Source organism: Sulfurisphaera ohwakuensis, from assembly GCF_009729055.1.
Lineage (GTDB): Archaea > Thermoproteota > Thermoprotei_A > Sulfolobales > Sulfolobaceae > Sulfurisphaera > Sulfurisphaera ohwakuensis.
Window position 1 is genome coordinate 2,056,489 of the sequence record NZ_CP045484.1, and the last position, 26,712, is coordinate 2,083,200.

The 26,712-nt window shown below is 31.2% G+C and carries 28 protein-coding genes, 1 tRNA gene and 1 pseudogene; 15 read left to right on the forward strand and 15 right to left on the reverse strand.

Translation table 11 applies throughout. The annotated features are described in order from the left end of the window. Positions 1-72: 72 nt before the first annotated feature. The gene (locus D1869_RS11405; protein WP_156015189.1) at positions 73-465 is read right to left on the reverse strand and encodes a hypothetical protein; all 393 of its coding nucleotides are present in this window, start codon (positions 463-465) and stop codon (positions 73-75) included. Positions 466-532: 67 nt separating this feature from the next. Next, a complete protein-coding gene (locus D1869_RS15195) occupies positions 533-697 on the reverse strand; it encodes a hypothetical protein (RefSeq protein WP_184650982.1) in 165 nt (54 codons plus the stop codon). An 879-nt stretch (positions 698-1,576) separates the two neighbouring features. Between D1869_RS15195 and D1869_RS11410 the strand changes: the two genes are divergently transcribed. Continuing rightward, positions 1,577-2,533, forward strand: a complete 957-nt coding sequence (locus D1869_RS11410) for an Ldh family oxidoreductase (protein ID WP_156015190.1) — start codon at positions 1,577-1,579, stop codon at positions 2,531-2,533. 31 nt (positions 2,534-2,564) lie between these two features. Continuing rightward, positions 2,565-4,259, forward strand: a complete 1,695-nt coding sequence (locus tag D1869_RS11415) for a hypothetical protein (protein ID WP_156015191.1) — start codon at positions 2,565-2,567, stop codon at positions 4,257-4,259. A gap of 395 nt (positions 4,260-4,654) precedes the next feature. Here D1869_RS11415 and D1869_RS11420 read toward each other — a convergent pair whose 3' ends face one another. Further along, entirely contained in the window at positions 4,655-5,011 is a 357-nt protein-coding gene (locus D1869_RS11420) for a transcriptional regulator (RefSeq protein ID WP_156015192.1), read from the reverse strand. Positions 5,012-5,069: 58 nt separating this feature from the next. Continuing rightward, positions 5,070-5,537 (reverse strand): GNAT family N-acetyltransferase, encoded by a 468-nt coding sequence (locus D1869_RS11425; protein WP_375781473.1) that lies wholly within the window; start codon positions 5,535-5,537, stop codon positions 5,070-5,072. A gap of 102 nt (positions 5,538-5,639) precedes the next feature. Between D1869_RS11425 and D1869_RS11430 the strand changes: the two genes are divergently transcribed. Further along, positions 5,640-6,815 (forward strand): 3-hydroxyacyl-CoA dehydrogenase, encoded by a 1,176-nt coding sequence (locus D1869_RS11430; RefSeq protein ID WP_156015194.1) that lies wholly within the window; start codon positions 5,640-5,642, stop codon positions 6,813-6,815. 32 nt (positions 6,816-6,847) lie between these two features. Beyond that, entirely contained in the window at positions 6,848-8,272 is a 1,425-nt protein-coding gene (locus tag D1869_RS11435; protein ID WP_156015195.1) for an acyl-CoA synthetase family protein, read from the forward strand. Positions 8,273-8,304: 32 nt separating this feature from the next. Here the strand turns inward: D1869_RS11435 and sul7d are convergent, their stop codons facing one another. Further along, the gene (gene sul7d, locus D1869_RS11440; RefSeq protein ID WP_010978621.1) at positions 8,305-8,499 is read right to left on the reverse strand and encodes a Sul7d family chromatin protein; all 195 of its coding nucleotides are present in this window, start codon (positions 8,497-8,499) and stop codon (positions 8,305-8,307) included. A gap of 423 nt (positions 8,500-8,922) precedes the next feature. Between sul7d and D1869_RS11445 the strand changes: the two genes are divergently transcribed. Beyond that, positions 8,923-8,998: transfer RNA gene (locus D1869_RS11445), tRNA-Pro, on the forward strand. A gap of 28 nt (positions 8,999-9,026) precedes the next feature. Here D1869_RS11445 and D1869_RS11450 read toward each other — a convergent pair. Further along, positions 9,027-9,251 (reverse strand): annotated as a pseudogene (locus D1869_RS11450) (putative integrase); the annotation flags it as partial. A gap of 36 nt (positions 9,252-9,287) precedes the next feature. Between D1869_RS11450 and D1869_RS11455 the strand changes: the two are divergent. Then, positions 9,288-9,710 (forward strand): cobalamin B12-binding domain-containing protein, encoded by a 423-nt coding sequence (locus D1869_RS11455; protein WP_221267068.1) that lies wholly within the window; start codon positions 9,288-9,290, stop codon positions 9,708-9,710. Continuing rightward, complete coding sequence (meaB, locus tag D1869_RS11460) at positions 9,700-10,638, forward strand: methylmalonyl Co-A mutase-associated GTPase MeaB (protein ID WP_156015197.1); 939 nt, start codon at positions 9,700-9,702, stop codon at positions 10,636-10,638. The genes D1869_RS11455 and meaB overlap by 11 nt, the downstream gene beginning before the upstream one ends. Here the strand turns inward: meaB and D1869_RS11465 are convergent, their stop codons facing one another. From D1869_RS11465 to ppcA, 4 genes are all read right to left on the reverse strand, one after another. After that, entirely contained in the window at positions 10,639-11,274 is a 636-nt protein-coding gene (locus D1869_RS11465; RefSeq protein ID WP_156015198.1) for a DUF2250 domain-containing protein, read from the reverse strand. It lies immediately after the preceding gene. A gap of 3 nt (positions 11,275-11,277) precedes the next feature. Then, complete coding sequence (locus tag D1869_RS11470; protein WP_156015199.1) at positions 11,278-11,859, reverse strand: alpha/beta fold hydrolase; 582 nt, start codon at positions 11,857-11,859, stop codon at positions 11,278-11,280. A 64-nt stretch (positions 11,860-11,923) separates the two neighbouring features. Further along, positions 11,924-12,745, reverse strand: coding sequence for a hypothetical protein (locus D1869_RS11475; RefSeq protein ID WP_156015200.1), 822 nt, complete (start codon positions 12,743-12,745; stop codon positions 11,924-11,926). Beyond that, complete coding sequence (gene ppcA, locus D1869_RS11480) at positions 12,742-14,277, reverse strand: phosphoenolpyruvate carboxylase (protein WP_156015201.1); 1,536 nt, start codon at positions 14,275-14,277, stop codon at positions 12,742-12,744. The genes D1869_RS11475 and ppcA overlap by 4 nt, the downstream gene beginning before the upstream one ends. Before the next feature lie 68 nt (positions 14,278-14,345). Between ppcA and D1869_RS11485 the strand changes: the two genes are divergently transcribed. Beyond that, positions 14,346-14,798 (forward strand): peroxiredoxin, encoded by a 453-nt coding sequence (locus D1869_RS11485; RefSeq protein WP_156015202.1) that lies wholly within the window; start codon positions 14,346-14,348, stop codon positions 14,796-14,798. Here D1869_RS11485 and D1869_RS11490 read toward each other — a convergent pair. Then, positions 14,793-16,292: an NAD(P)H-hydrate dehydratase gene (locus tag D1869_RS11490; protein WP_156015203.1), complete on the reverse strand. Its 1,500-nt coding sequence runs from the start codon at positions 16,290-16,292 to the stop codon at positions 14,793-14,795. The two genes, D1869_RS11485 and D1869_RS11490, sit on opposite strands and share 6 nt — an antisense overlap. Before the next feature lie 123 nt (positions 16,293-16,415). Here D1869_RS11490 and D1869_RS11495 point away from each other — a divergent pair, with 123 nt between their 5' ends. The 6 genes from D1869_RS11495 (at position 16,416) to nurA (ending at position 23,631) form a co-directional block, all read left to right on the forward strand. Next, positions 16,416-16,841 carry a hypothetical protein gene (locus D1869_RS11495; protein WP_010980183.1) on the forward strand — a complete coding sequence of 142 codons (426 nt, stop codon included), beginning with the start codon at positions 16,416-16,418 and terminating at the stop codon, positions 16,839-16,841. A gap of 87 nt (positions 16,842-16,928) precedes the next feature. Further along, a complete protein-coding gene (locus D1869_RS11500) occupies positions 16,929-17,309 on the forward strand; it encodes a hypothetical protein (RefSeq protein ID WP_156015204.1) in 381 nt (126 codons plus the stop codon). 69 nt (positions 17,310-17,378) lie between these two features. Then, the gene (herA, locus tag D1869_RS11505) at positions 17,379-18,866 is read left to right on the forward strand and encodes a DNA double-strand break repair helicase HerA (RefSeq protein WP_156015205.1); all 1,488 of its coding nucleotides are present in this window, start codon (positions 17,379-17,381) and stop codon (positions 18,864-18,866) included. 2 nt (positions 18,867-18,868) lie between these two features. Beyond that, positions 18,869-20,023 (forward strand): DNA double-strand break repair protein Mre11, encoded by a 1,155-nt coding sequence (gene mre11, locus D1869_RS11510; RefSeq protein WP_156015206.1) that lies wholly within the window; start codon positions 18,869-18,871, stop codon positions 20,021-20,023. Further along, positions 20,004-22,643 carry a DNA double-strand break repair ATPase Rad50 gene (rad50, locus tag D1869_RS11515; RefSeq protein WP_156015207.1) on the forward strand — a complete coding sequence of 880 codons (2,640 nt, stop codon included), beginning with the start codon at positions 20,004-20,006 and terminating at the stop codon, positions 22,641-22,643. Before mre11 ends, rad50 begins: the two co-directional genes overlap by 20 nt. Further along, positions 22,636-23,631 carry a DNA double-strand break repair nuclease NurA gene (gene nurA, locus D1869_RS11520; RefSeq protein WP_156015208.1) on the forward strand — a complete coding sequence of 332 codons (996 nt, stop codon included), beginning with the start codon at positions 22,636-22,638 and terminating at the stop codon, positions 23,629-23,631. The genes rad50 and nurA overlap by 8 nt, the downstream gene beginning before the upstream one ends. Here the strand turns inward: nurA and D1869_RS11525 are convergent. The 3 genes from D1869_RS11525 to D1869_RS11535 are packed head-to-tail and all read right to left on the reverse strand — an operon-like array spanning position 23,615 to position 25,567. Then, positions 23,615-24,412 carry a cation diffusion facilitator family transporter gene (locus D1869_RS11525; protein WP_184650983.1) on the reverse strand — a complete coding sequence of 266 codons (798 nt, stop codon included), beginning with the start codon at positions 24,410-24,412 and terminating at the stop codon, positions 23,615-23,617. The two genes, nurA and D1869_RS11525, sit on opposite strands and share 17 nt — an antisense overlap. Positions 24,413-24,467: 55 nt before the next feature. After that, positions 24,468-25,112, reverse strand: coding sequence for a methyltransferase domain-containing protein (locus D1869_RS11530; protein ID WP_010980190.1), 645 nt, complete (start codon positions 25,110-25,112; stop codon positions 24,468-24,470). After that, on the reverse strand, positions 25,112-25,567 hold the full coding sequence (locus tag D1869_RS11535; protein WP_156015210.1) for a hypothetical protein: 456 nt from the start codon (positions 25,565-25,567) through the stop codon (positions 25,112-25,114). The genes D1869_RS11530 and D1869_RS11535 overlap by 1 nt, the downstream gene beginning before the upstream one ends. 49 nt (positions 25,568-25,616) lie before the next feature. Here D1869_RS11535 and D1869_RS11540 point away from each other — a divergent pair, with 49 nt between their 5' ends. Beyond that, positions 25,617-26,423 (forward strand): CBS domain-containing protein, encoded by an 807-nt coding sequence (locus tag D1869_RS11540; RefSeq protein ID WP_156015211.1) that lies wholly within the window; start codon positions 25,617-25,619, stop codon positions 26,421-26,423. Here the strand turns inward: D1869_RS11540 and D1869_RS11545 are convergent. Then, positions 26,413-26,709, reverse strand: a complete 297-nt coding sequence (locus D1869_RS11545; protein WP_010980193.1) for an MTH1187 family thiamine-binding protein — start codon at positions 26,707-26,709, stop codon at positions 26,413-26,415. The two genes, D1869_RS11540 and D1869_RS11545, sit on opposite strands and share 11 nt — an antisense overlap. Positions 26,710-26,712 lie beyond the last annotated feature (3 nt).

Consider the following 26,712-nt stretch of genomic DNA (forward strand, 5'->3'; position numbering starts at 1 on the left):
AAGAGCTCTTTAGTTTAAATATTTAAATATTTTAATCATTTTATAAACCTAAAGTTCAAATTTACATTAAAATTAAGAAAAATTGATTCTCTTCATAAAATAGTAGACTACGCATGACACAAGGCCATAAAATATGTGTGCAAATAAGTAGTTTAGCGTTGCCTTAAATGGTATAAAAAGTAGATGTACTGGAAGACTGAAGAGTACCAAGACTGAAGACCCAAACATTATACCCAAAATCGTTGCAGAAACTAAAGAGGTAGCGTAGACTCCACTCTTCTCAACTATTTCGCAGCCTATTACGAATAGTATGAGTGAAGCTATGAGATGTAATGCAAGCCCCAGAACCACTGAGTTCACATGAAAGATATGCTGAGATATACATGAAAAGACCCTTAAATCGTTTAAATAAAGGAGTAACTCCACTAAACCTCCTATAAAGCCAGAAATTATTTTCATAAACATTTTTCATCACTAAGGTTTATAGGATAAATAACCTCATGAACTCCCAATAGTATTTTACCGTTTGTCCCTACACTTTCATTTCACTCATTTTATCTTCAATGAGAGAGTGTAGGGACTTAGTCCTCAACCACTGTGGGTCATGGGACTCCTTTGAGCCCAACGGCACGGGACTCACATCTCCGTTATCTCCCTCACCCTTTTGGGCATAGCCCACATCGGTGTGAGAGATCATCTTTATCGAAAAAATTTTAACATTATCAAATATAAAAAGATTTTTATTAACGTGAAAAAGGATTCAGCCCTTTACGATATTTAAAACGTTCTCCATGTTATAGTTAATGAAGTTAGTAATTTTTGCAATAAAAACCTTTTTGTAGTATCTGCAGTAGTATATAAGATACCAATTATTACTTAAAACTTCATGAAAGACACTTGAGGAAGCTAAGAGATTTACCAATAAAATTAAATACTTTACTTGGTCTGAAGATTCATTAAAACAATCAAAACCTTGTAAAGATATTATTTGTTAATAGCTAATATTGAGAATATAAGTAAATCTATAATTGACATATATGGTAAGAACTTGGGTTAAACCTAAGATGGTTTTTCAATAATGTACATATTAAGGATATAACTGCAATACTCAAAGAGTAATGGATAGTGCGTTAGCATAAACTTCCATAAATGAACGTTGGCTAACGTGATAAAAGCGAACTTTAAGGGTTACGATAAATAGAAGTTGGTTCATTCCGCTGATTACACTATAAAGATAATAAAGAAGATCTTCTAAAAGAGAAGTTGAGAGAAGATTATAGATATTTACAGAGAAGTACTTAAATTTCATAGGAGAAATTATGACATAAAAACATGATTTTTAGTCTTAAGTCATTTCATAATATACCGACTAAGCTATAAATTTAGCCCCTTACTGACAAACCTAGAAGAAAATTATCTTACATTAGTTTCTTTTTGTAGACTATTCAGTTAAAATTTATATCATATAATAAAGTGGAATACAACATGAATCGTATTGATTTACAAAGTTTATTTAATTTGACGAAACTCACATTATTAGTAAGATTGATAATCTAATATATCCTTTTTTTATATCGTGAAAATCAAAGTTAAAGAGGCTGAGAACCTAGTCGAGTCTATACTAAAAAAGAGGGGAGTTGAGAATCCATCAATTATTGCAAAGCATTTTGTAGAGGCTGAGCTTAGGGGTCATTCGTCTCATGGTCTCCAGAGAGTTATCCCTCTCGTTAAGGGGATAGACTTAGGAACAATAAGAAAAACAGTGAAGCTAACAGAAATTAAAAGGGAGGATAATGCAGTCCTTTATGATGCAAATTATAGCATAGGAATTCTAGTTTGGCACTATCTAACAGAAAGTCCAAAAGAAACGCTAATCGCAGTTAGAAACTCCTCTCATATAGGTTTTTTAGGCTACTATACTAGGAGGATAGCAATGAGACTCGGAAAACCTGCAATTATGATAGGAAATGCTGAACCTGCAGTAGTAAAGCCTGGAACTGCGAAAAAAGTCATATCAACTACTCCTATAAGTATTGCAATACCTTGTGAAAAGATTGTAGTTTTAGACATGTCTTTATCTCCTATCGCAAGAGGAAAAATTATTGAGGCTAAAAGAAAGGGAGAGAAGATACCTTATGGTGTTGCAGTAAATAAGGACGGTAAAATAACTACAGATCCGGATGAGGCTTTGCAAGGCGGACTATTGCCCATAGGGGGTATGAAAGGGTTCTTCCTAATGATTACCTTAGAATTACTAGTATCTTTTCTGACAGGAAGTGCATTAGCTACTGAAGTTCAAGGTGTTCTTGATACAACTAAGAGCCCAAACAAGGGAGAGTTCATGATTATTTTACCTAAGCTTCAAGGTGATTGTCACGGTTTATCAGTACTAAAGCAATTTGTGGAATATCTACCTGGTGAACATAGTGACGAAATGTTAAAGAGGGATGAAATAGATATCGATGAGAAGTTATATAATATCTTCGTTAAATTGGAGGCTGAAGAACAATTCAATTGGACTTATAACGAATAATTTTTAAAATCAAGTTTAGTAATAAAAAGTAATGAAGAGAGTTAAATTTGTTGTAACAATTCTGTTACTAACTCTCTTTTTAATAGAGTTTTCTACACCTATATTAGTGCAGAGTGAAAGTGTAGTAAGTATAACGGAAGGACAATTACCTCTCCCAGAATCTTTAGTATTTTATAAGGGAAATTATGCTATTATTACTGACGCCATCGAAATGAAGATTAACAATACAATAAATCTTTCAACATATAGTACGTTGACAAAGACTACATTATATCTAAACTCTTCAATACTATATAATAATAAGACATTTGAGTTACCTTTTGGAGTCACACAAGCTAGTGGTGTAACAGTTAATAACAGTATAATATACTATGTTCTAGCACATAAGGGCAATGTAACATTTTCTGGTACCTCTTCACAAATAACTTCACTTCTATCTCTAGTTCCTAACGTTACATTATATTATGTTTACTTTAACGGTACATCTTTATCTTATATCCCAATAATAAAGAACACTAATATAACTTCAGTGATAACTAACGGATATATGGCCTTTGCAATAATTAAAAACGAAAGTTATTACACTCTAGTAGAAATAAACGGAACTACGGTGATTAATAAATATATACTTAACATAACTCAAGCAATCCAAGTTTCTTTACTGGCTTTCAGCTCCAATTATGTAGTTATTGCAATTAACTATTTTGGAAGTCCTCAAGTAGGTGTAAATGAAACCCTATACAACATTGAAGTTTACGATCTACAAAATAAGTCTATAACTAAGACTTTTACGAATATTGTATCTCCACCTAGTACAGTATATAACTCTAACAATTCACTCTTTATAATAACTACTAATAACACTACGAGCTTAATAAATGCGTCTGGATATATATTAACTAACATAAGCACACCTACATCAGGTGTTTCTCTCTCTTACATGTATTACAATGATTTGCTGATAACAATCAGTTTAACTTCAATCTCATTAGGTGGTGTCACATTTACTGTGAATACTTACGTTTATATGAACGGAAAGTGGTTAAAATATGACAATATATCATTTACATCAACGTCAATTGAACAGATAAATGTACCTATTGGTGTTGAAGCTTATCCAACACAGTTCAAACTAATTATCTTTCAGCAAGCAATCAATACGTCAACACAACAAACTACCATCTCTTATTATTACTATACGGTTCCTCTTTCAAAACCTACCAAGCCAGAATTTAAAATGGAAATACAGCAAGAACCAGGTATTACGGAAGTATTCTTATATATAAATGAACCAAATGCTACATTGCTAGGCGTGAATAGTATTTCAATATACCTTAACTCAACACTGATAGGAACTTATCCGCCTAACATAAAAGTGGTTTCATTTAATATTACTAAGAATGGGACTTATTTAATCACTGTAACGGCGTCAAATATATTCGGAAACACATCAATGAGCAAAGCAGAAACAATTACAGTAGAACCAGTACCAGTAACTACTACAATAAGCTCAACTACGACAACAAGTACAGTAGCTACTACAACAACGCCTTCTATAACTACTACAACAACAAGTAGTGTAAGTACATTAACAACGTCCTCAAGTATCTTAACCGTTACTCATCCAACCACAACTACGTCTTCTAATATAACAAATTACATTATTATAGCAATAGTAGTCGTTATAATAATAGCTATAGTTATAATCCTACTTAGAAGAAAGTAAACCTCTTTTTTATATGTTATTTTACACTATATATTCTGATGTAAAAATTCTTTAGACTCACAAAACTATTACAATCTTCAAAATATGATATCGTTTTATTTAGTCTATGTAAATATATATATATTATTAGATTTATATCTAAATTTAGAATTATAAACTTCATTTGACAAATTAATAATATATATTTAGAATTGTTTTACTAAATCTTCAACAAAACTACAAATTATCAATATATGATAAACAAATATATATATTATTTGACATATAATATTACTTATAATAAATAAAGATCTTTTTATCTTTCCTATAAACTAGTAATTTATAGCTTATACTAAAATTTTTTAAAGAATCAGCGCTTGCAGTCCTCTTCATCTTATCCAGAGCCCGGAAGCTCATCACGTTATATCATATGGACATGCTTGCTCTTGTTTTAATACTTTTCTCCTTGCATAACTACATAAAACGCATAATGATAAAGGATCTGTACTTTTTTCATTATTCACAATTTTTCTAGAAAATGATTCTAAAAGATCCATGAAATCGCTATCTTTGCTTAGTATTTTCTTTAACTCCTCATCTCCCCTCTTTCCCTTTAATAAATAATTCACTTCTGCTATAGAAATATCAAGGATTTCTGCTATTTCTTTCTGACTATACCCTCTTTCAGAAAGTTTAATAGCTAATAATGCTTTAATAGCTGGTATGACATCTTTAACAGCAACTTCACAAGGTACTATTATCTTTTTTGGCAAGATTCTCACTTTAACACTATACAACAACATTTAATAAAATTACTTTTATAGTATGTTACTATGTTTTTTCTAAAATAACATTTTCATTGGCCAAATCTAGATATGCATAAACCTCATCTTCTCTTTCTATAATCTTAAAACCTAATTTTTTACCAATTTTTATCATAGGATAATTTTCAGGTAACGTATAGAATCTAACTCTTTTTATACCAGTCTTTTTAGCGAATTCAATAAGTTTTTTTACTAACTCTGTTCCTATTCCTAGTCTCCTATAATCTGGGTGAACCACAACAGCAAACTCACCATCAAAATAAATCGATGCTTCGCCTACGATTTTACCATCTATTTCTGCTATTACAGTATAATGCTCTTTTGTATCCGCAATTTTTTTGGCTTCTTCTTCTGTAAGTTTATGAAATGTGAAGAACCTTAAGTACAAATCATCATCCGAAAGAGAATTATATAATTCTAATATCCCTTTCCAATCATCTGGTCTCGCTTTCCTGTAGACTATACTTACACTCAAGCTCATACTTATATCTTACAAAACTAGTTTAAAAACATTTACTACTATTTAATTACTAGCAAACAAACCGTGATATTTAATAATTAATAGGTTATTTTACTCTTGATGATAAAAAAGATTGTAGTTGTAGGAGCCGGAACTATGGGACATGGTATAGCAGAAGTTGCAGCACTGAGTGGTTTTAAAGTAGGTTTAATAGATATATCATGGGATTTTCTTAATAGAGCTAAAGATAGGATAACAGAATCAGTAACAAGATTATATGAAAAAGGACAAATTAAAGAAAAAGTAGAAGATATACTAGGAAGAATGGAGTTTAATACTTCTTATGATATTGCGAAAGACGCAGATTTTGCAATTGAAGCAGTACCAGAAAATTTAGAATTAAAGAAAAATGTATTTAAATCATTAGATGATATCACACCTTCTCATACTATATTAGCTACGAATACATCTTCTATACCAATATCAGACATTGCTGAAGCAACTAAAAGGAAAGATAAAGTAATAGGAATGCACTTCTTTAACCCTCCAGTTATAATGAAATTAGTTGAAGTCATACCAAGTAAATATACATCAGACGAAGTAACTAATCTCACAATAGAACTAGCAAAAAAGATGAATAAAATACCAGTTAAGCTAAAGTATGAAATACCAGGATTTGTAAGCAATAGAATATTCATTAGACTCCTCCAAGAAGCATGTAGAGAGGTAGAAAATGGAGAAGGAAGTATTGAGGAAGTAGATAGTGCAGCAAGAAATAAATTAAAATTACCTATGGGATTGTTTGAATTAGCCGATTATGTAGGCTTAGATGTAGTAGTAGACATTTGGAACGTTTTAGTTACCAGAGGAACCCCAGACGTAAAATGTAGTATATATAAGAATAAAGTGGCAGAAAGAAGTTTAGGAGTAAAAAGTGGTAAAGGATTTTACACATATCCAGCACCGGGTAAGTATATGAAAGTGCAACTACCTAACGAAAGCAAGGTAGACCCTGCAAAACTAATTTCCTTAGCAGTTAATGAAGCTAGCTGGATGATAGAAAATGAAATAGTTAGTGCTAAGGATATAGATACTGTAATGATCTATGGATTCAATTTCCCTAAAGGACTTCTTGAAATGGCTGACGAACTCGGATTAGATAACGTGTATGCATATCTAAAGGATATTTATGCTAAAGGATATGATGCGTATAGACCAACTAATCTTTTAGAAAAAATGATAAAAGAAGGCAAACTAGGCAAGAAGTCTGGAGAAGGGTTTTACAAGTATTAATATTTTTTAAACTGTTTATACAATTTAAGCATATGTCTAGTGTTTTAGCTGAATATGAGGCAATCCATAAGGAATTGAGAGATCAAGGTTTTATTAGACCAGACTATCCTCCAAATCCTTCTGAAGTTTTATGGAATAAGAAAATTATGGCACTATCAAGAGAGGAACTGGACAAAATTAAGACATTTAGGCTAAAAAGGATAGTAAAATGGGCATGGGAGAATATACCATTCTATAGAAGATTTTGGAAGGAAAAGGGATTTGAGCCGGAAATGATAAAGGACTGGAAAGATGTAGTAAAGATACCTATATTAAGAAAAGATGAATTAAGAAAAGATTTACAACAGAATCCTCCATTCGGAACTATTTTTCATCCAGAATTAGCAAAAAGAATTAGGTTTGTTGGCGCTACTTCTGGTTCTACTGGATTACCTACTTTTCAAGGATGGGGAGCCCTAGAAATGGACTACTTCCAGGAAGGACAAGCAAGGTATTTATGGACTTTTGCTGGAGTTAAACCAACTGTAGTTTATGCTAATTATTTAAATATGAGTGGTTTCTATAGTTGGGGACCACCAGTAGTTGAAACTGCAATGTGGAGATGTGGTGCAACAGCAATTGCTGGTGGAGGAGAAACGTTCTTTAGCTGGAAAAATAGGCATATGCTAATCTTCAAACTATGGAAAGTTGATGTCTTTGCTACAACTCCATGGCTACATAGACTTATTGGAGAAGAAGCTAAACTAGAGGGTTGGGATACACCATTTAAAGTACTATTGTTACATGGAGGAGCAGCTGCTGAAAATACTAAGAAAAAATTATTTAGCGTTCACCCAAATGCTGAATTAGCTATTAATGTATGGGGAACAACAGATGGGCATATGGCTATTGAAGTTCCTGGATCTGAGGGACAATTAGTAGTATGGGAAGATATGGAAATCTTTGATATAGTAGACCCGAAGACTGATGAACCAGTAAGTGAAGGTGAGAGGGGAGAATTAATCGCAACATTATTAAACCATTTTACTATGCCACTAATACGTTATAGTTTAGGTGATTATGTTAAAAACGAATTTATTGTTGATCCAGACCCTAAATATGGAATTACTCATATGAGATTCGCAGAACCAATACCTGGAAGAGTAGAATGGATGTTTAGAGTAAAAGGAAAATTATTATTCCCAATTTATGTAGAAGATGCGGTAAATGAGATACCAGATACTACTGGAATGTATAACATAATTGTCTATGATAATGAGATGGATAAATTAAAGATTAGGATAGAGACCAGAAGAGAATTTGTAGATCCTCAGTATGAAAAACAAGCTAAAGAGATTTTGGGAAGTAGATTAGGAATCAATCCAGATGATGTAGAAATAGAATGGGTAAAACCTGGACAAACCGTATGGACAGGGTATAAACTTCAAGTATTCTTAGATCAAAGAAAGAAAAAGTAACTTAAAAATAAAATTTTTAGCTTTTTAGCTCTTTATTTCTTTCCAGATTTTTCTAACATTTGTAGTAATTCTTTTGGTGCATCTTTTTCGCTTACAGCACCTCTACCAGTCTTACCATTGTCGTCATATGTGAATGATATCATTTTTCCGACTCTCCAAACTTTCTTTATCTTTGAAATGTCTACTTCCTTTTCTTCTCCCTTATACTTGAACTTTACTGTTACCATATTTCCTCAAGTTATCTTACGATACTCAGATAAATAAACCTTACGGTGTTAACTTAAGGATTACTTATGGTATTCTCTTAGATAATTTATTGGATTCAAGGTTTTGAATTTTAATATAGCCAATGTACAATAATTAGTTTGTATAATCAAAATTCTCTTACTAAGAATTATCCAGAAACATTTCACTCTATAGATAGAGAAATAATAAACTAATGAATGTAAATTTTTCATTATTAGTTTGACATCACCATATATGAAAGAGACTATATTTGTCGTTTTGTCACTTTTAACTTCCTGAAACACTAGTTAATAGCATTTGGATTATATCATTCTCAATATTCTCAATTGAGTAAAAATCCGAAAATATACTTGAATAATTAAGGGAAAGACTTAAATAAAGATAATCTAAAAAATAATATTGCTGGGGCCGTAGTCTAGCCTGGACTAGGACGCAAGGCTTGGGCCCTTGTGGTCGCGGGTTCAAATCCCGCCGGCCCCATTGTAGGAGAATATTCCTTATTACCTCCAATGCTATTATCTTTCAATTTAATGTAAGTCTCTACAACGTTAACTAAAGGACACACGTAAGTTTCCTTTATCTCACCGTTTATCGTTTCCAAGTTATAGACATAATATCGACCTTTTCTCTCAAGTAGTGTCCCTATTCTGATTATTACACTATTTAGTTTAAGGACCATTATATAAAATTTGCAATGATATTGATCTATATTTATATTCATAATTAGTATCATACTAAAATTTAAGCAATTTAAACTTACTATATACTGATGAGCCAGAAAAGGATTAAGGTTTTAGTTGCAAAATTAGGTCTAGATGGCCATGATAGAGGTGCTAAAGTAATAGCAAGAGCATTAAAGGATGCGGGAATGGAAGTCGTTTATACCGGTTTAAGGCAAACCCCAGAGCAGATAGTAAAATCTGCAATACAAGAGGACGTAGATGTTATTGGCATTAGTATCTTAAGTGGTGCTCACCTGGAATTAGTACCCTATGTTGTAAACCTTATGCGCGAAAAAGGATTAAATGACGTTGTATTAGTTGTAGGTGGAGTTATACCACCTCAAGATATACCAAAACTTAAGGAGATGGGTGTTGATGAAGTCTTTTTACCTGGTTCTAGCCTAAAAGAGGTAGTCGAGAAAATAACAAAGGCTGTAGAGGCTAAAAGGGGCATAAAGGTTGCTTCTTGAAAAAGCTTTAGCTGGTGAGGAATTAGCAATCTCCAGACTTTTAACAAAAATAGAGTATTTTACTCAAGAGGGACTCGAAAGCTTACAAGAGTTAATTAAAAGGTCTGGTAAAGCCCACGTTATAGGAATTACCGGGTCACCAGGTGCTGGTAAAAGTACTTTGATCTCAGAATTAATTTCAGAATATGTAAGGAGAGGTCATAGAGTTGGTGTAATTTTAATTGATCCTTCTAGTCCATTTAGTATGGGCTCTTTTATGGGAAATAGAATTAGAATGGTTGGTAAGGAGGTCAGCGGTAACGTTTTTATTAGGAGTATAGCATCTAGGGGAAATTTAGGAGGAATATCTTCTGAAGCTTTAATGCTAATTGAAGCGTTGGACGGTTTGGGATTTGACAGAATAATTGTTGAAACAGTAGGGGCAGGACAGACAGATACTGATGTAGTAAATGGTGTTCATACTATAGCAGTTGTTTCAGTACCAGGTACTGGAGATGAGATCCAAGCTTTAAAAGCTGGTATAATGGAAATTGGAGATGTGTATATTGTTAATAAGGCTGATAAGGTTGAAGCTGAGATGCTATATGATGCTATAAGATTTGCTTTAGATACCGCAGAAGTAAATTTTAGAGATGGTTGGACACCTAAAATAATTAAGACTATAGCGATAAAAGGTGTAGGAATTAAAGAGTTAGTAGACGTATTTGAAGAACACTTATCTTTCATTAAGGAAAGGGGCTTATTTGAAAAAAGAATTAGAGAGAGAAGAATGAAAATGATAGAATTAATGTTGAGGAGAAAAGTAGATGAAGTTATTACTATGATTGTAAAAGAGAATTCTGATTATATATCGGAGCAAATAAATGAGAAACATAATTTGTTAAATTTAATTAATGAAGTTTATAATAAAGTAAAGGAGAAGTTGTAGTTATCTTGGTATTATTCCCTTTCTTTTCATTTCTCTTACAACTAATTCTCCGATCCTTGATAAGCCGTAATATTTATGATGAGTACGTGTTTCTTTTTTTGGTTTAGATCTTCTATCTATAAATTTTATTATTTTAGCATTTTTCTCCTCAAGTAATCCTGTTCTTTCTAATTCTTCTAGTTTAGGAGTAACTTCCTCTAAAGGTTTATGAAGTAATTTTGCATAAGTTAAAGCATGATCCGCATTTACTTCATCAGCAATTTTAAGTATGTCAACAGCCATTTGATCATTTTTGACTAGATCTATATATGCATCGATCAACTCTTTCTCGTCTAATTGTCTTAAAAGATGATCTCCTTCCCTTGTAAGTTTATAATATGTATGATGCTTATGGACTTCTTTACTTAACTTAAACTTAGCTTCAGTGTTTTTTAACGTAGCTCCATGAACTCTCTCAATTAGTCCTATTTTTTCAAGTTTATCTAATAAATCTACTACTTCTTGTATTGGAATTTTAGTGTTTAACATTATTGATTTTCCATAGTCTACGTTAGCTTTCTTTAAATGTTTTAGTATTTCTAACATTCTTTTATCTTTTAAAATTTCTAGTAATTTTTGCTTTAGTTCTTCATCCATCCTTCACTCTCCCTTCAAGAATTTTATTATTTCCTCATTAAACTTCTTAGCATCATCAAGATAACATGCATGCTGTTTTCCAACGATTATAAATTTAGCTGATTTTACATGGTTTAAAACTATTTCGGCATTTCTTCTTGGAGAAACACTATCTTTTTCTCCCCAGATTAAAAGTATTGGTTTTCCGTCCAGATTTTTGAGTCTACTTTCATAGGAAGGAACTCCTACTGCACCTACTAGTACTAAACCCTCTACCATCTTAGGGTTATCAACTGCAAAACCTAAAACTGCTTCACCACCCATAGACGCTCCTAGAAGATATGCTTTTTGTATATTCATTGTGTCCATAAAATCTTTAATGAAACTTGAAAGAGAATCAAAATCACCATTTTGCGATTTACCAAAACCAGGGAAATCTACTGAAATTGCCTTAAATCCTGCTGATGAGATAGCACTTACTGTTCCAGTTTCTACCCAAGTATACGCATTAAATCTAGCTCCGTGAAATAATAAGAATGGTTTTCCTTCCCCTTCTTCGATAAAATGAATTTTAGCCCCTTTTACGTTAACAAAGTTATCTTTCATGAATGAATAGTTAATTTTTAAGACTAAAAAATTTGTTATCTGGTTAAAGATTCATTTTCAAATACTAGCTTTTATACTTTTCTTCTTCCTCAATCTTATTAGAAATGAAATCTATCAAACTCTTATCAATTACATTAACTGCTGGATATATTTTCCAACTTAACACTTTTGAATATTTTATAAATGTCGAAACCTTAATGTTCCATGGAGGAGAAGAAAAAAGCTGAATAACTTTATTAAAATCTTGCAAAAGAAATACCTTTCCAGGGAATACTGCAAAGACTAAATCCACTTTTGTGGATAACGTTGTAGGTGCCAATGCATCATTGTAAGATTCAATTATAACATTTGAATTTATAAATTTTGATACGCAATTATCTGCTAATATTGGAGAAGAGTCTATGAGTTCCCTTATTTTTTCTGGCTGCGTTTCCATAGCATGAACTTCTTCTAAGAATTCCTCTAAAGGATTCCTTATTGAGTCCGGTATAATTGAGTAAAATACAGAAGAATACAAATGATAAACTTTATTACAATCATAATATCTAATCATGACTGGTACACCAGCATTAATTAATTCATTATATAATCTGATATTCATTTGAACTTTTTCTATATCTGGTGGTGAAAACAAAATTGCAAATGGATTTATCTCTTCTACTGGTATACCAGTCTCGTCATAATATTTTAATGCATCATTACCTGCTAGAATTTTTAGTTCTCTACTTCTTAGTAATGTAGAAAAACTATACCACACATTATGCCCAGCTACCGGCTTTAATGGTCTAAAATCGTAACCGATATTCCTCAGTTCTCTCAATAAATGCAAGGAAAAAGTAGTCTTACCAGAATCAAATTGCAATAATCCATTTATTAATATCCTCATCCTAATGATTTTCTTATTTTTGCCATTTCTAAAAGGTAACTCTTAGCTTCATCGATGTTACCCTCTTTTAATGCTATTAGTGCTAAACTGGATATTAATGCATGTTTCCTACCCACAGAGTTTGAGTCACCTATTTTAATGTTAAGAGTATTTTCTGCATATGATAAATCCTCCATAATTTTCTTTATAGTCTCTTTACTCACATTCCAGATCTCTTTCATTAAGTTCAATGATTCATAACTTACAAACCTAGCAGCGGCTTGAAGATCATGTTTAATATATCTATAATTTTTCTCTAATATATACCATTCTTTTTCAGTAAGAGTAGACAGTGAAGATATGCCTATAAGTTCTGGGGGTATACCAACTGAATATAATGCACCAGTGAAAGCTATTGCCCTTGGTAAAGTGACTTTACCTGTACTCCTAGAATAACCGAACAAGCCTATATGTAATTTTCTAGCTCTTCTTCTAGGTAAGAGTAGTGCTACTTTATTTATTACATCTGCTAAACTTTCTATTATTGGTTGATACGAAGAAGTATAAACGCTAGCTATTCTATGTAATATCTTTTCTTCTTCCTCATCTAATAATTCAAATTCAGATATTTCTCTCTCATTAATCTTTCTAATAGCATTAATAACTTCATTATCCTCATAGTCGTATTTAAAAGCAGATTGCACTGTAAAAGTATAGACTCCCCTATACTCATCTATTACTTTTTCAAAGTTCATAGGATTAAAATGTCCTCTAAACGGCAATGAACCTACCCCTATTAAAGGGAATATTTTAATGCCATAATTTTTCTCTATCTTACCCAGTCTGTTCAAAGCATATTTTACAGATAACACAGCTGAAATAAGACCATAATTCATTGCAGGATCAGATCTAGCTAAGAATACTCTCATATAAGGAGGTTTCATCGCTTTAATGTATTCACCTACTATTTCATCTATCCTAAACATAGAATCTCTATCTTCTATCAAAGGAATAATTTCAATACTTTTAGGATTTATCTCGCCAATTAGATCTTTTACATAGATGTCATCAACTAATTTTACATTCTCTTTATTCACTATAGCAACTTCATAATATTTCACAATTGCAATTAATTCTTTATAATCTGTTGTAAAAGGTAAAATTACCTCAAACACTGGTGGTGTAGGTTTAGTATTAAAGAATTTTTCGGCCAGATCATAAGTAATTGGAATACTTTCCATTGTCTCAGCAAATACTTTCTTTTCTGCTCCTTCAATTTTTGGATTAGGTATCCTGTAGGTAAGGAATATGTCCCTACCTAAGATCTTCTCTTTAAAAAATTCAGGATACTGTGTTAGAAGTTTTCTCACTACATGAGTGTCAACATCTTTTCCTTCAGCATCCCACATAACCTCATCTACACCATAATGCTCATAAGCTAAATAAGCCTCAATAACTTCACTTTCACCACTAATAACTTCACTTCTACTCCACTCTGGTACTCTCGCATTATCTGGATGTTGAGTTGACATAGTCCTAGGTATCTTTCTCATTTCCTTAATAACTCGAGTTATCCCTTTTTAAACTAAACTATAAAAGTTGGTTCGAGTTTTGATATTTTATGCCACCAAATATTGGTGACCCAGCACCAGATTTTGAAGCAGAATCTACATTAGGTAAAATTAGGCTTTCAGATTATAAAGGTAAATTCGTAGTCCTATACTTCTATCCTAAGTCATTTACGCCAGGATGTACTAGAGAAATACAAAGATTTTCAGAACTCTATGAAGAGTTTAAAAAATTAAATGCTGAAGTAATAGGAGTAAGTGCTGATAGTATAACTACGCAAAAAAGGTTCGCTGAGAAATATAATGCTAAGTTCCCAGTTGTCGCAGATAAGGAAAAAAAGATAATTGAAACTTACGGAGTATTAAATGAAAAAGGAACTAGTGCCCAAAGAGTCACCTTTATTATCGATCCAGAAGGAAAAATTATCGAAATACTCAGAAATTTAAAGAAAGCCGAAGAACATGCGGACAAAGCTCTTGATATAATAAAAAATAAGAAATCATGAATTAATAATTCTCTTATATATTTTTTTCTTAAATGATTCTATGGGATCATTTAATACAATCGGAATTTTATTTAAAATATCAGAAGGAGTAATATGAGGCCCTAATTCAGAGTAAGCTAAAGTCCCCGATAAACTATTCACAAACACACCTATTGCAGCAGCATCGAAAGGAGATAATTTTTGAGCAAGAAACGTCCCTACAATACCAGTCAAGGTATCACCAGTCCCTCCCACAGTCATTCCAGGATTACCGGTTTTATTTAGTCTGAACTCCATACCATCACTTATTATATCTACATAGCCTTTTAGTAAAACGACACAATTACACTCCTTAGCCTTAGCTACAACTTGAGTAATTCTTTTTCTTATATCTTTTTCAGTCTCTTCCTTGAAAAATATCTTAAATTCTCCAGCATGAGGAGTTATTACGGCATTCGGATAGAGCTTGTACCCAGAAATTGCCTTTAAAGCATCGGCATCAATTACCGCAGGCTTGTTCTTTTCCATTAAGTAGTTCACAATCATTTTTGATGCTTCTATAGTTTCTTCACTTAAACCCATTCCAGGTCCTATGATTACACTATCAGCCCTATCTATCCAGGGTTTTAATTCCTCTAAATTATTAGGTGAGATGTTTTTACCAGAAAGTTTTATAGTAATTAAATCTGGAGAGTATCCAGCTATAATTTTAGCGGTATCTTCAGAAGAAGCAACGTAAACCAAATCGGCTCCAGTTCTTAATGCCGCTAATGCTGACAAAGTAGGCGCTCCGGTAAAAGTATAACTACCACCTATTACCAATACTCTACCATTGTCACCTTTCTTAGATTTATAATCCCTTTTCTTTATGCTAACTACTACATCACCTGGACCAACGTAAATTTCAGCTTCTGGTGGTATTCCAATTTTCTTTACAATTACATTAAAATTATATCTCAATAACCCTTTCTTCATATCGTGAAAAGTCACTACTAAATCAGGCTTAACATATTCTCCTGGAGCTTCACCAGTATCAGCGTCTATCCCAGAAGGTAGATCTATTGAGACTTTGAAACCTTTACTCTCGTTAAATACTCTTATTGCCGTAGCAAATGGTTCCCTTGGTTTTCCCCTAAATCCTGTACCTAACATTGCATCTACTAACACATCAGCTTCAACTGGTTTCAACTCTTCAAGATCCTTTATTTCATTAATCTCAATAGAATAGTCCATGTCAAGAATAGCATTATAGTTAAAAACCGCGTCTCTGTGCTTATTTTCTCCTAAAATAATAACTTTTACCTTAACACCTTCGCCAGCTAAGTGCCTTGCAGTTACTAACCCATCCCCTCCTTTTCCTCCATGTCCAACAAATATTACTGCATTATTCGGTTTAATCCTTGCTAAGATCTCATCTTTTACACTTCTTCCAGCATTTTCCATCAATAGAAGAGTTGGAATTCCTAAAGCCTCGCTATTTATTTCAATAGCACGCATTCTTTTTGTGTCTATCATTAATATAAAATGTTGAGTAGGGATTTATCTCAGTTTCGGGTTACTTCTTCACCGATCAGAATTGAAGTCATTCATCACACTTTCTTTTAAATATTTTTATACTTAAACTATTATCCTTTACTCATGAAGGGAACAAAAACCGAAATGGGATTAAAAGAATTATTCCTAGCTAATAGTGAAGATCACTTATTTCTATATTTTTTATCAGAAAAACTTGAGGAATTGAATAAAAAAGAAGAAGCTAAGATGCTAAGAGAAAAAGCATTAGTAGAGTTAGGACATGCTAAAGGAATTTTTGAAAAAATGAATAAATATTTAGGAACAGAATATCTGAGAAATTGGCTCAATGAACTAGAAAAAACTGAAACCAAAGAGATTAAAGAGAAGTTTGCATATACAGCTACACAATATATGCTTAGCAAAATCCTTTCCGACAAAGTTACAGATGAAAAATCTAAAGAAGAATTATTAGCAAAAGCTAACGAAAAATACAATGAAGCTAAGCAATGGTTTGAAGAATTACTTAAATCTGGCTCAGATTTAATGTAAGGAATACTATTTTAAAATATAAACGTAAATAGATAAACAAATCTTTATATATTCAAAGAGAAGATAGATATAAGGGGGTTTCCCAAAATGGCCCTCGTAGAAGTAAAAGAAATATTAAATAAATTCGTAGAAAAAGAAAGTGAAGAACACGTAAGCACATACAATAATGTTGCATTAACAGCTAAGGCTGAAGGTTATAGTGATATAGAAGCAATGTTATGCGCATATGCAGAAGAAGAGAAAAACATTGCTGAAACAGCAAGAAAAGTTCTTGAATTATTATCAGTAAAAGAAGTATTAAGTAAATTTGCAGAAAAAGAAAATGCTGAACATGTTGCAGAATATAACAAAGTAGCCCTAACAGCTAAGGCTGAAGGTTATAGTGATATAGAAGCAATGTTATGCGCATATGCTGAGCAAGAAGAAGATATTGCAAGAACAGCAAGAAAAGTTGCTGGTGCACTTTAAAGCTATTTTTTGGTATTACCTTTTTCCTCATCGAAATTATTTAAGCTCTTCTATTTAATCTATTTTTATATGATAATTGGTTATGTAGTTGGTTCAGCAACTACTCAAGAAGCAAACGTGTTATTAGAGAAAAAAGTAAGATCGGGTTACTACGTTACCTTAGAATATGATGATGAAAAAGTATTAGGCTTAGTAACGTTAATTACTACCGGAAGTCCTTTAGTTGATGATAGTCTCAATGATATTGAACTTATACAGCGAATAAAACAAATGGGGAATAAAATTCCTATTTACATGAAAGCTAAAGTTAAGTTACTTTGTAAGTTGGACGGAAAACTCTCTCAGCCTGACTTACCTCCAGTAGCTGGAACACCTGTAAGATTAGCAACTAACGAAGAACTAAGTACTATATTTTCTGAGGGGACTATAAGGATTGGTAAATTAATTGGAAGCGATGTTGAGGTTAGGATCAGAGTAAACGCATTAACAAGACACTTAGCTATTCTAGCTGCAACAGGGTCTGGAAAATCTAATACAGTAGCTGTTCTTTCCTCTAGGTTATCTGAGGTATTTGGATCAGTGCTAATTTTTGATTATCACGGAGAATATTATGAGAGTGATATTAAGAATTTAAATGATATAGAACCAAAAATAAATCCTCTAAATTTGACTCCAGATGAATTTGCGACATTACTTGAAATTAGAGAAAATGCTACAATTCAATATAGGATATTAAGGAGAGCATTCAAAAGTTTTCTTGAAGAAACTAGAGAAAAATTAAAAAATGGTAATGTAAATTATAATGAGCTTAACATTAATTTTAGGAATTTAATACTTAAAAAGGTTGATGAAGTAAGTAAAAACGAGAAACGAAAAGATAGTAAAGATGAGGTTATTAACAAAATAGAAGACTTTCTAGATAGATACTCCGAGATTATTGACTTCACTGCTGGTGATGTTGTAGATAAAATAAAAATAGGTAAAGTAAATGTAATAAACTTAAGTTCTCTAGATGAAGATGCAATTGATGCGATTGTTTCTCACTATTTAAGAAAAATATTAACTTCTAGGAAAGAAAATAAGATGAAAAGAAAAATAGGTTTAAGATTTCCAGTATTAGTAGTTATTGAAGAAGCTCATGTGTTATTATCTAAAGATAGTAATACTCTAACAAAACATTGGGCTGGGAGAATTGCTAGAGAAGGGAGAAAATTCGGTGTTGGTCTAATAATCGTTAGCCAGAGACCTAAAGGAATTGACGAGAATATTTTAAGCCAAATGACTAACAAGATAATCCTTAAGATGGTTGAGCCTTCTGATAAGAAATACGTGCTTGAAACTAGTGACAACCTTAGTGAAGATATAGTAGAAGGTCTTTCAGCCTTAGACACCGGAGAAGCAGTGATAGTAGGTAATATAGTAAGGATGCCAGCTATAGTAAAAATTGATAAGTTTGAGGGAAAATTAGCTGGAAGCGACCCCAACTTAATAGAAGAATGGAAGAGAGCTAAAGAAGAAATTGAGGAACACTCAGATGTATTAAATTGGGGTGAGTAAAAATGCAAATTCTACATATTTCTGATACGCATTTGGGTAAGAGACAGTACAATCTTGACTTTAGAGAACAAGATGTGTATGATACTTTTTCACAACTTGTTGATATCGCTATTAAAGAGCATGTAGATGGCATAATACATACTGGTGATTTATTCGATATAAATGATCCGCCAAATAAGGCAGAAATAGTAGCTATAAGAGAACTTAAAAGGTTAAAAGAATTTGGAATTCCATTTATAGTTATTGCGGGAGACCATGATAGTCCAAAAAAGTTTACAGCTATCTATCCTCAGAAAATATTAGAAGAATTTGATTTAATTAAATTCTTGTCTAAACCAGACACACCGTATAAATTAGGTGACATTACTATTTATGGTATTTCACATGTTCCAAATGTTGCCAAGGAGAGATTAAAAGAATTACTTTCTAGATTAAAACCGGAAAATAAGAGAAGTATATTACTCTTACATCAAGGTCTAAAGGAGGTATTACCCTATGAGGGAGCTTGGCAGATACAAATAGACGATTTACCTAAAACTTTTTCCTATTATGCTTTAGGTCACTTTCATACAAGAAGGGTGTTTCAGCTTGATGGCGGAAGAATTATTGAGATAGCTGGTTCACCAGATATATTGAGAGAAGAAGAAATAGAAGGATATGAAAAAGAGGGAAAGGGTGCAACGCTCATAGATTTCTCTGGTGATATACCTTCGATCCAGAAAATTAACATAGATGTTCGAAAGCAATATGTAGTAATTTTAAACACTAATAATCTAAAGGAGGAGATAAGAAAGTTAAGAGAAAAATATGATACAAAAAATGAGAAAAAACCCATATTTCATATTATACTTGAAGGAAAGTCTATTCCTAAAAATGTCTTAATGAAAGAGCTACAAGAAATTAATAATTTTGCTCCTTATTGGAGAATATATAAAGATAATACAAAAGAGAAAGATGAAAAAGATGTTAAAATTGATTTACCTACAGATACTACAATAGAAAATCTAATATATAATTATCTAGTTAAAATTGCTAATTTTTCAGAGACTGAGGCCAGAATAATAATTGATATAATTAACCGAGCTGATGAAAGAGAATATGTTAAGGAAGAATTAATGAAAATGATTGGTGTTGAAAATGATAATAAGAAGGATTGACATTGAAAATTTTTTAAGTCATGAAAGATCATCAATAGAATTTAAGGGAACTGTTAACGTTATAATAGGACATAATGGTGCAGGCAAAAGCTCGATAATTGATGCAATAAGTTTTAGTTTATTTAGGAAATCATTAAGAGATGCAAAGAAACAAGAAGATCTAATAAAACGAGGAGCAGGTAGAGCTACTGTAACTTTATACCTAGAAACTAAAGGTAAAATTTATGTTATAAAAAGAAATGCTCCAAATCAATATACATCGGAAGATACGATCTCTGAATTAGTTAATGAAACAAGGAGAACGGTTGCAAGAGGTGCTACTACAGTATCTCAAAAAATAAAAGAGTTACTTAATCTAGATGAAGAAGTATTAAAATCTACTATAATAGTAGGTCAAGGTAAAATTGAGTCTGTGTTCGAAAATCTACCAGATGTAACCAAAAAAATATTAAAGATTGACAAAATTGAAAAGCTTAGAGATTCTAACGGACCTATAAAAGAAGTAATGGATAAAATAAATAATAAAATTATTGAGCTTCAGAGCTTAGAAAAATACAAAAACGAAAGTGAAAATCAAAAAATTCAAAAAGAGAAAGAACTAGAAAATATAAAGAGAGAACTAGAGGATTTAAATATAAAAGAAGAAGAAAAAAAGAAGAGGTATGAAGAAATAGTAAAATTAAACGAAGAAGAAGAAAAAAAAGAGAAAAGATATGTAGAACTTGTATCACTCCTAAGTAAACTTAAAGACGATATTTCCAAATTGAGAGAGGAAATTAAAGATGAAAATAAATTAATAGAGGAGAGAGAAAAAATAGAGAAAGATGTACTGGAAAAAGATAAATTAATAGAGGAGAGAGAAAAAATAATTGAAGCTCAGAACAAAATTAAATTAGCCCAAGAAAAAGAGAAATCATTAAAAACGATTAAGATAAACTTAGCTGAACTAGAAGAGAAATTAAAGAGAAAAAGAGAACTAGAAGAAGATTATAAAAAATATATTGAGATTAAAAGAGAACTAGAAGAGTTAGAAGAAAAAGAACAAAAATTTAATTCTCTTTCTGATAGATTAAAGTCTTTAAAGATAAAACTTAGTGAAATTGAGAATAAAATTTTAAATAAAAAAATTAGCATAAATATAGAAGAATTAGACAAGGAATTACAAAAATTAAATGAGGATTTAAATAATAAAAACCAGGAAAGAGAAAAATTAGCTAGCCAACTAGGTGAAATAAAAGGTAGAATTGAAGAGTTAAATAAACTTCTAGGAAATTTAAATCAAGTTAAGGGAAATGTATGCCCAGTATGTGGCAGAGAACTTTCTGATGATCATAAAAGGAAAATACAAAACGAAATCACAGAAAAGTTGAAAGAATTAGATGAATTAAATAAAAAACTTAAATTAGAAATAAACAAGATAAATGGGCTAATTTCAGAATTAAATCAGATCATAAATAAAAAGTCAAAAGAAAAGGATATAGCGATTAGGAACTTAGCAGATTATAATAATTTGTTAACCCAACAACAAGAACTAAAAAAAGAAATAGAAGAAATAGAAAATGAAATAGAACAACTAAGTACATATCATGAAAAATATATAAAATTAAAAGATGAAGAAAAAACTCTTAAACCAAAATATGAGGAGTACTTGAAGTATTACGATGTAACTGAAGAGAAGATTAGAGAGTTAGAAAGACAGAAAGTAGAATTAGAAAATGAAATAGAAGAAATTATGAATAAGGTAAGAGAATATTATAATACTGACTTAACCCAGAAAATTAGAGATATTGAAAAGAGAATACAAGAAATAAAAGGAAAGGAAAATAAGCTGCGTGAATTAGATACATTATTAGCTAAAATCGAAACAGCAAAACAAAAAATTAAGCAAAACGAAGAAGAAATTAAGAAGCTAACTGATGAACTTCAACTTTTGAATTTTGATCCTAATAGGTTTCAGCAAATAAAAAGAGAAAAAGAGGTGCTGGAAAAAATACTTGGCGAGATTAACAGTAAAAAAGGTGAATTATTAGGTAAAAAAGAGGTGCTGGAAAATGATATTAAAAGATTAGAAGAGCAAATAAAAGATTATGAAGAAAAATTAAAAAATAAACAAAAATTAATTACCGCTTACGATAAACTCAAAAAGTTAAGAGAGCATTTAGCAGAGGATAAATTACAGGCTTATTTAATGAATACTGTAAAAAGCTTGGTAGAAGATTCTTTAAATAGTATTTTATCTAGATTTGAATTATCATTTACCAGAGTTGAGGTTGATTTTAATGATAAGAATGGAATTTATGCATATACTACTTCTGGTCAAAGACTCCCTGTTAATCTATTAAGCGGAGGAGAAAGAGTTTCAATAGCCCTAGCATTAAGGTTAGCTATTGCGAAATCTCTTATGAACGAAGTAGGATTTCTAATTTTAGATGAACCCACAGTAAATCTTGATGAGTATAGAAAGAAAGAGTTAATAGACATAATTAGATCAACAGTTGAAGTAGTACCCCAAATTATTGTAGTGACCCATGATGAAGAGTTATTACAAGCTGGAGATTATATTATAAGGTTAGAAAAGAGAGGAGATTCTAGTAAAGTTGAGGTGATAAACAATGATTAAGGATGTCTACGAGCTATTATTATCTAGAAAAAATGAAATTGAAAAACAGATTAGTTTGTTAGATGAGACCTCCAATAATTTGTTAAAAGAAAAAATAAAAGAAAAGTGGAAGGAATACTGCCAAATTCAAGGCAAGCTTTCTACCGTATTAGCAATAGACGGTGGAATGTGGATCAAAGAATTACGTTCTGGAATAGTTTATATAGTAAACGCTGAAATTGTGAAAGCAGAAGGATTTAATGTTACTCCTATAGATTCTAAAGCTTTGATTGGCGTTTTAAGACCTGGTAATATGGCTAAAGAGAGAGTATCACTTTTAATGCAACTGCTAGAGTTAAAATTAGGATTAAAGCACGGAGATAAAGCTGAATATATTCTCTTTGATGGAAGTATAGTTAAGAAAATTGGTAAGCATAAATTTTCAACAAAAATATCATTATTAGATGATATTAATGTGATGGACGATAAAATTTACTCATTAGAGGAAAATGATGAAGAACTTATGCATAAGTATTTAGTTGCAGAAAATCAATTAGTTATGTCTGCGTTAATTAGTAAATATAAAGGCAAACTTGTTTGGATATCCAAGAATAGTAAATCTACAGAGTTATTTCAAGAGAATATAAGTGATGTCTCCTTATTAGAATTATTTACTAAGAATTGTGGTTATACTATTGGCGTTGAAAAAAAGATAAGTAGTGAAAATATTATTTCGCCAAAGGCTTCTACCATATTATCAAATGTATCATTTTATTCATTTTACACCAGATTAAAAGAAGGAGAAAAAATATTGAAAATTGAGATGTTTAACAATGAAATTGAGAATATTATTTCTATATTATCTCCTATAAGCATTAAGGGATATCCCTACCCATTATTAAAAGTTCATACTGATGTTAAAGTATCTAGACAAGATAGAGAGAGAATACAACAATTACTTAACATAAAAAAGAAAGATATTGAATGGTGGCCTAGTCAACTTTTTTAGACTCAAATTGAATTGTGACGTGATCTATATCATATTTTTCTTTTAAAAATCTCTGTATTTTTTCCCTTTCTACATCAATCTCTTTAACAGTCATATTCTCATTAACTTCAACATGAATAGTTGCTACCTTGATATGCCCACATATAGCCCAAACATGTATATGATGAACCCCTGGATTTATACCTTTAAGATCCTTTTCTAGTTCATTAGTATTTATTGGAGAACCTTCTAGCATAATCAAAAAAGATTGCTTTAAAGGATTTATAGACATGAAAATGCTAAGAATCACTATAGAAATTACTCCCAGTAAAATAACTATATTTATAGAAGTTATTTGATATATTATAAGAACAAAAACTCCTATTATATAGGATAAGACATCAAATAGAGAGTGTAATACTACAGATTTTTTGTTAAAATCTTTTTCATCTTCATTTTCTATTGAAAGTAGTAGTGGAATTACTATCATAGAGAGTATTATAGTTAATAAAGAGTATTCACCACTAGAAAAAATTAATGAAAGATATAATGTAAAAATCGAACCAAATATTATTATCATCAAATTTATTACGGCCGAAAGAACCTCTAGTCTATGTAATCCATAGGTATATACTGAAGAGGAATTATTTACTATTCTCGTAACGTAATAGGAGAATGTAATAGTGAGCGCATCAATAAGGTCATGAAAACTTTCGGCTAGCGCAATCACATTTTTACCAAGGATAAATGGTATAAGAAATGCAACAAAGATTATCCAATATATTATAACGGCACGTTTCATCATAATTTATTATCTTATTGTAAAATAAAAATATTGGGTCTGGTAGGATTCACCCTCATGAGAGGCTGTTAAGCACCGATGAGTGAGGGGCCGACGACCTCTTTTTAGCTTCAACACAAACAAAAGACCCTTTATCACCATCTTCTATTCTATCCATTTTTTCAGGCTCGTCTGGTGAGAAAAATAAAGTAGACTTAATTGTAGATATTTCAAAGAATTTCTTAAGTATATTGTATAAATCTTCTTTCTTGATGAAATTTGCATGAGAATAATATTTATGCCCTTTTAATCCAAGTTCATAATAATATTCACCCCATGTAGAATTACGTGGTATAAAACAAGTTACTACTCTTTCTTTTGTAACTCTTTCTACTTCTTTATAGAATAGAGAAATATCATTTAAAAAACAAATCGTTACAGAGATAAATATACAAGGAATCGAGTTATCTCTAAAAGGAAGAAAATTTGCATCAGCTAGAATTTTATCTTCTTTCTCTCCTATTTCTTTAAGCATAAAAATTGATATATCTAGAGAGATTGTATTACCAGAAAATATTTCATGGAAAATAGCTGGACCTGCACCTATATCTAAGCAATTTTTAGGTTTAAATTCAGATACTAGTCTCTTCTCAGATTCGTAAATCTTATTATGAATTTCATACCATCTTTTATACCCTTCTGGGTCAGTAAAAATTTCCATTATTTAAATACCCTCAATAATTCCTTTAATACCTTTATTTTTATTGTGACATCATTAAGTAAGGCTATTAGATCGTCTCTTCGTCTTTTTAAAGATAAAGGATAATTAATCCCCATCATTTTATTTTCAATAAAGTTTATTTCTCTTTCTATAGTCTCTCTTAATTCTTCATAATATAATAAAATATCAAAAAGGTCTAAAGCTACTTCCTTTTCCTCATATCTAATAGAAAAATGAGGACATACAAAACATATAATAGGATGAGGATTCATTTTATTACCACTTATCCAATTTGCAGGGATATTAGTGTTAGTTATTCTAAATCTTTTACAATAAGTACCATCATAATAAGCACACAAATCTCTTTTCTTTTTACCCTCATAAAAGAGATCCTTATAATTAGGTATGTGAGAAGATAAAGTGATATCAATTAAAATTTCTCTAAACTTTTCCATCAAATAATAAACTAAGCTTTTATGTACTTAAATTTTGTATACTAATTTGATGAGCATAATTAGAGAACCCGTAATAGTAAGACCACACGATAGTTTATTACACACAGTAAAAATTATGACTATGGAGTATGTACCTAAGCTAATAGTCGCAGATGAGAATGAAATTCCTTTAGGCTCAATATCACAGAAAGATGTCCTTAATTTTATTTACAAAATGGGTGATAGAGAATTAGATAGTGTTTATGTCTCAGAGGCAATGAAAAAAGATATAATAACAGTCAATAGTTCAATTGAACCCTTAGAAGCATCACAAATAATGATAGAGAAAAAAGCGCCATTATTAATAGTGATATCAGATACAGGAAAAATACTGGGCATGATTATCAAAAGTGACTTAGCTCAATATTATGCTACATTAATTAGGGGTATTCATAAAGTAAGTGAGTATATGAGTAAGAACCCAATAACAGTAAATAAGGATTCAACTTTAGATGAGGCAATAAAAATAATACTAGAAAAAAATATAGGAAGACTAATTGTTGAAGATAACGGAAAAATACTCGGAACTATTACTACAACTGACTTGTTATATCTGGCTCCAGTATTAAAATTTAAAGACCTTAAGATAAAGGTAAAAGAAGTCATGACACCAACTATTGTAGTAATGGATGAAAATGAAGATTTGAACTATGCTGCAAAATTAATGGCTAATAGAAAAGTGAAGGGAATACCTATAGTAAGCGCTAATGGAGAATTGAAAGGAATTGTTACAACTACTGATATTGTTAGAGCTCTTACCGATGAAAAAGTAAGAAAATATTTACTGGAGTTAAAATTATATACTTCTACTTTTTAATTACTTCTAGTTTATGATCAATACTATTTTCTTTATCTCTTCTATCATCTATTTTAAGTAAAGTTACAACTCGTTTAACCCCCATTTTTTCAAGTTCATCGTTTATTTCCTTTAATAAGTAGCCTAATTGTGTAATATCGTCTAGTTCTATTGTTGTCATAGAAGGGGCTGGGTAGTATCTAATACCTCTTCTATCTAATATTTCAAATACCTTTTTTACATATTTCGAAATACTCGTAGATGAAGTACCTAAGGGTTCAACCGCTATATCGACTAAAACTTTCATATA

What these genes read in the sequence shown, in the direction of transcription:
- D1869_RS11500 (WP_156015204.1), top strand. Translation starts at nt 16,929, where the DNA reads ATGGCCCTCGTAGAAGTAAAAGAAATATTAAATAAATTCGTAGAAAAA.
- D1869_RS11530 (WP_010980190.1), bottom strand. Translation starts at nt 25,112, where the DNA reads ATGGAAATTTTTACTGACCCAGAAGGGTATAAAAGATGGTATGAAATT.
- D1869_RS11435 (WP_156015195.1), top strand. Translation starts at nt 6,848, where the DNA reads ATGTCTAGTGTTTTAGCTGAATATGAGGCAATCCATAAGGAATTGAGA.
- sul7d (WP_010978621.1), bottom strand. Translation starts at nt 8,499, where the DNA reads ATGGTAACAGTAAAGTTCAAGTATAAGGGAGAAGAAAAGGAAGTAGAC.
- D1869_RS11485 (WP_156015202.1), top strand. Translation starts at nt 14,346, where the DNA reads ATGCCACCAAATATTGGTGACCCAGCACCAGATTTTGAAGCAGAATCT.
- D1869_RS11535 (WP_156015210.1), bottom strand. Translation starts at nt 25,567, where the DNA reads ATGGAAAAGTTTAGAGAAATTTTAATTGATATCACTTTATCTTCTCAC.
- D1869_RS11405 (WP_156015189.1), bottom strand. Translation starts at nt 465, where the DNA reads ATGTTTATGAAAATAATTTCTGGCTTTATAGGAGGTTTAGTGGAGTTA.
- D1869_RS11455 (WP_221267068.1), top strand. Translation starts at nt 9,288, where the DNA reads ATGAGCCAGAAAAGGATTAAGGTTTTAGTTGCAAAATTAGGTCTAGAT.
- D1869_RS15195 (WP_184650982.1), bottom strand. Translation starts at nt 697, where the DNA reads ATGATCTCTCACACCGATGTGGGCTATGCCCAAAAGGGTGAGGGAGAT.
- D1869_RS11495 (WP_010980183.1), top strand. Translation starts at nt 16,416, where the DNA reads ATGAAGGGAACAAAAACCGAAATGGGATTAAAAGAATTATTCCTAGCT.
- D1869_RS11490 (WP_156015203.1), bottom strand. Translation starts at nt 16,292, where the DNA reads ATGATAGACACAAAAAGAATGCGTGCTATTGAAATAAATAGCGAGGCT.
- ppcA (WP_156015201.1), bottom strand. Translation starts at nt 14,277, where the DNA reads ATGAGAAAGATACCTAGGACTATGTCAACTCAACATCCAGATAATGCG.
- mre11 (WP_156015206.1), top strand. Translation starts at nt 18,869, where the DNA reads ATGCAAATTCTACATATTTCTGATACGCATTTGGGTAAGAGACAGTAC.
- D1869_RS11415 (WP_156015191.1), top strand. Translation starts at nt 2,565, where the DNA reads ATGAAGAGAGTTAAATTTGTTGTAACAATTCTGTTACTAACTCTCTTT.
- D1869_RS11540 (WP_156015211.1), top strand. Translation starts at nt 25,617, where the DNA reads ATGAGCATAATTAGAGAACCCGTAATAGTAAGACCACACGATAGTTTA.
- D1869_RS11545 (WP_010980193.1), bottom strand. Translation starts at nt 26,709, where the DNA reads ATGAAAGTTTTAGTCGATATAGCGGTTGAACCCTTAGGTACTTCATCT.
- rad50 (WP_156015207.1), top strand. Translation starts at nt 20,004, where the DNA reads ATGATAATAAGAAGGATTGACATTGAAAATTTTTTAAGTCATGAAAGA.
- D1869_RS11465 (WP_156015198.1), bottom strand. Translation starts at nt 11,274, where the DNA reads ATGGATGAAGAACTAAAGCAAAAATTACTAGAAATTTTAAAAGATAAA.
- D1869_RS11475 (WP_156015200.1), bottom strand. Translation starts at nt 12,745, where the DNA reads ATGAGGATATTAATAAATGGATTATTGCAATTTGATTCTGGTAAGACT.
- D1869_RS11470 (WP_156015199.1), bottom strand. Translation starts at nt 11,859, where the DNA reads ATGAAAGATAACTTTGTTAACGTAAAAGGGGCTAAAATTCATTTTATC.
- nurA (WP_156015208.1), top strand. Translation starts at nt 22,636, where the DNA reads ATGATTAAGGATGTCTACGAGCTATTATTATCTAGAAAAAATGAAATT.
- herA (WP_156015205.1), top strand. Translation starts at nt 17,379, where the DNA reads ATGATAATTGGTTATGTAGTTGGTTCAGCAACTACTCAAGAAGCAAAC.
- D1869_RS11525 (WP_184650983.1), bottom strand. Translation starts at nt 24,412, where the DNA reads ATGAAACGTGCCGTTATAATATATTGGATAATCTTTGTTGCATTTCTT.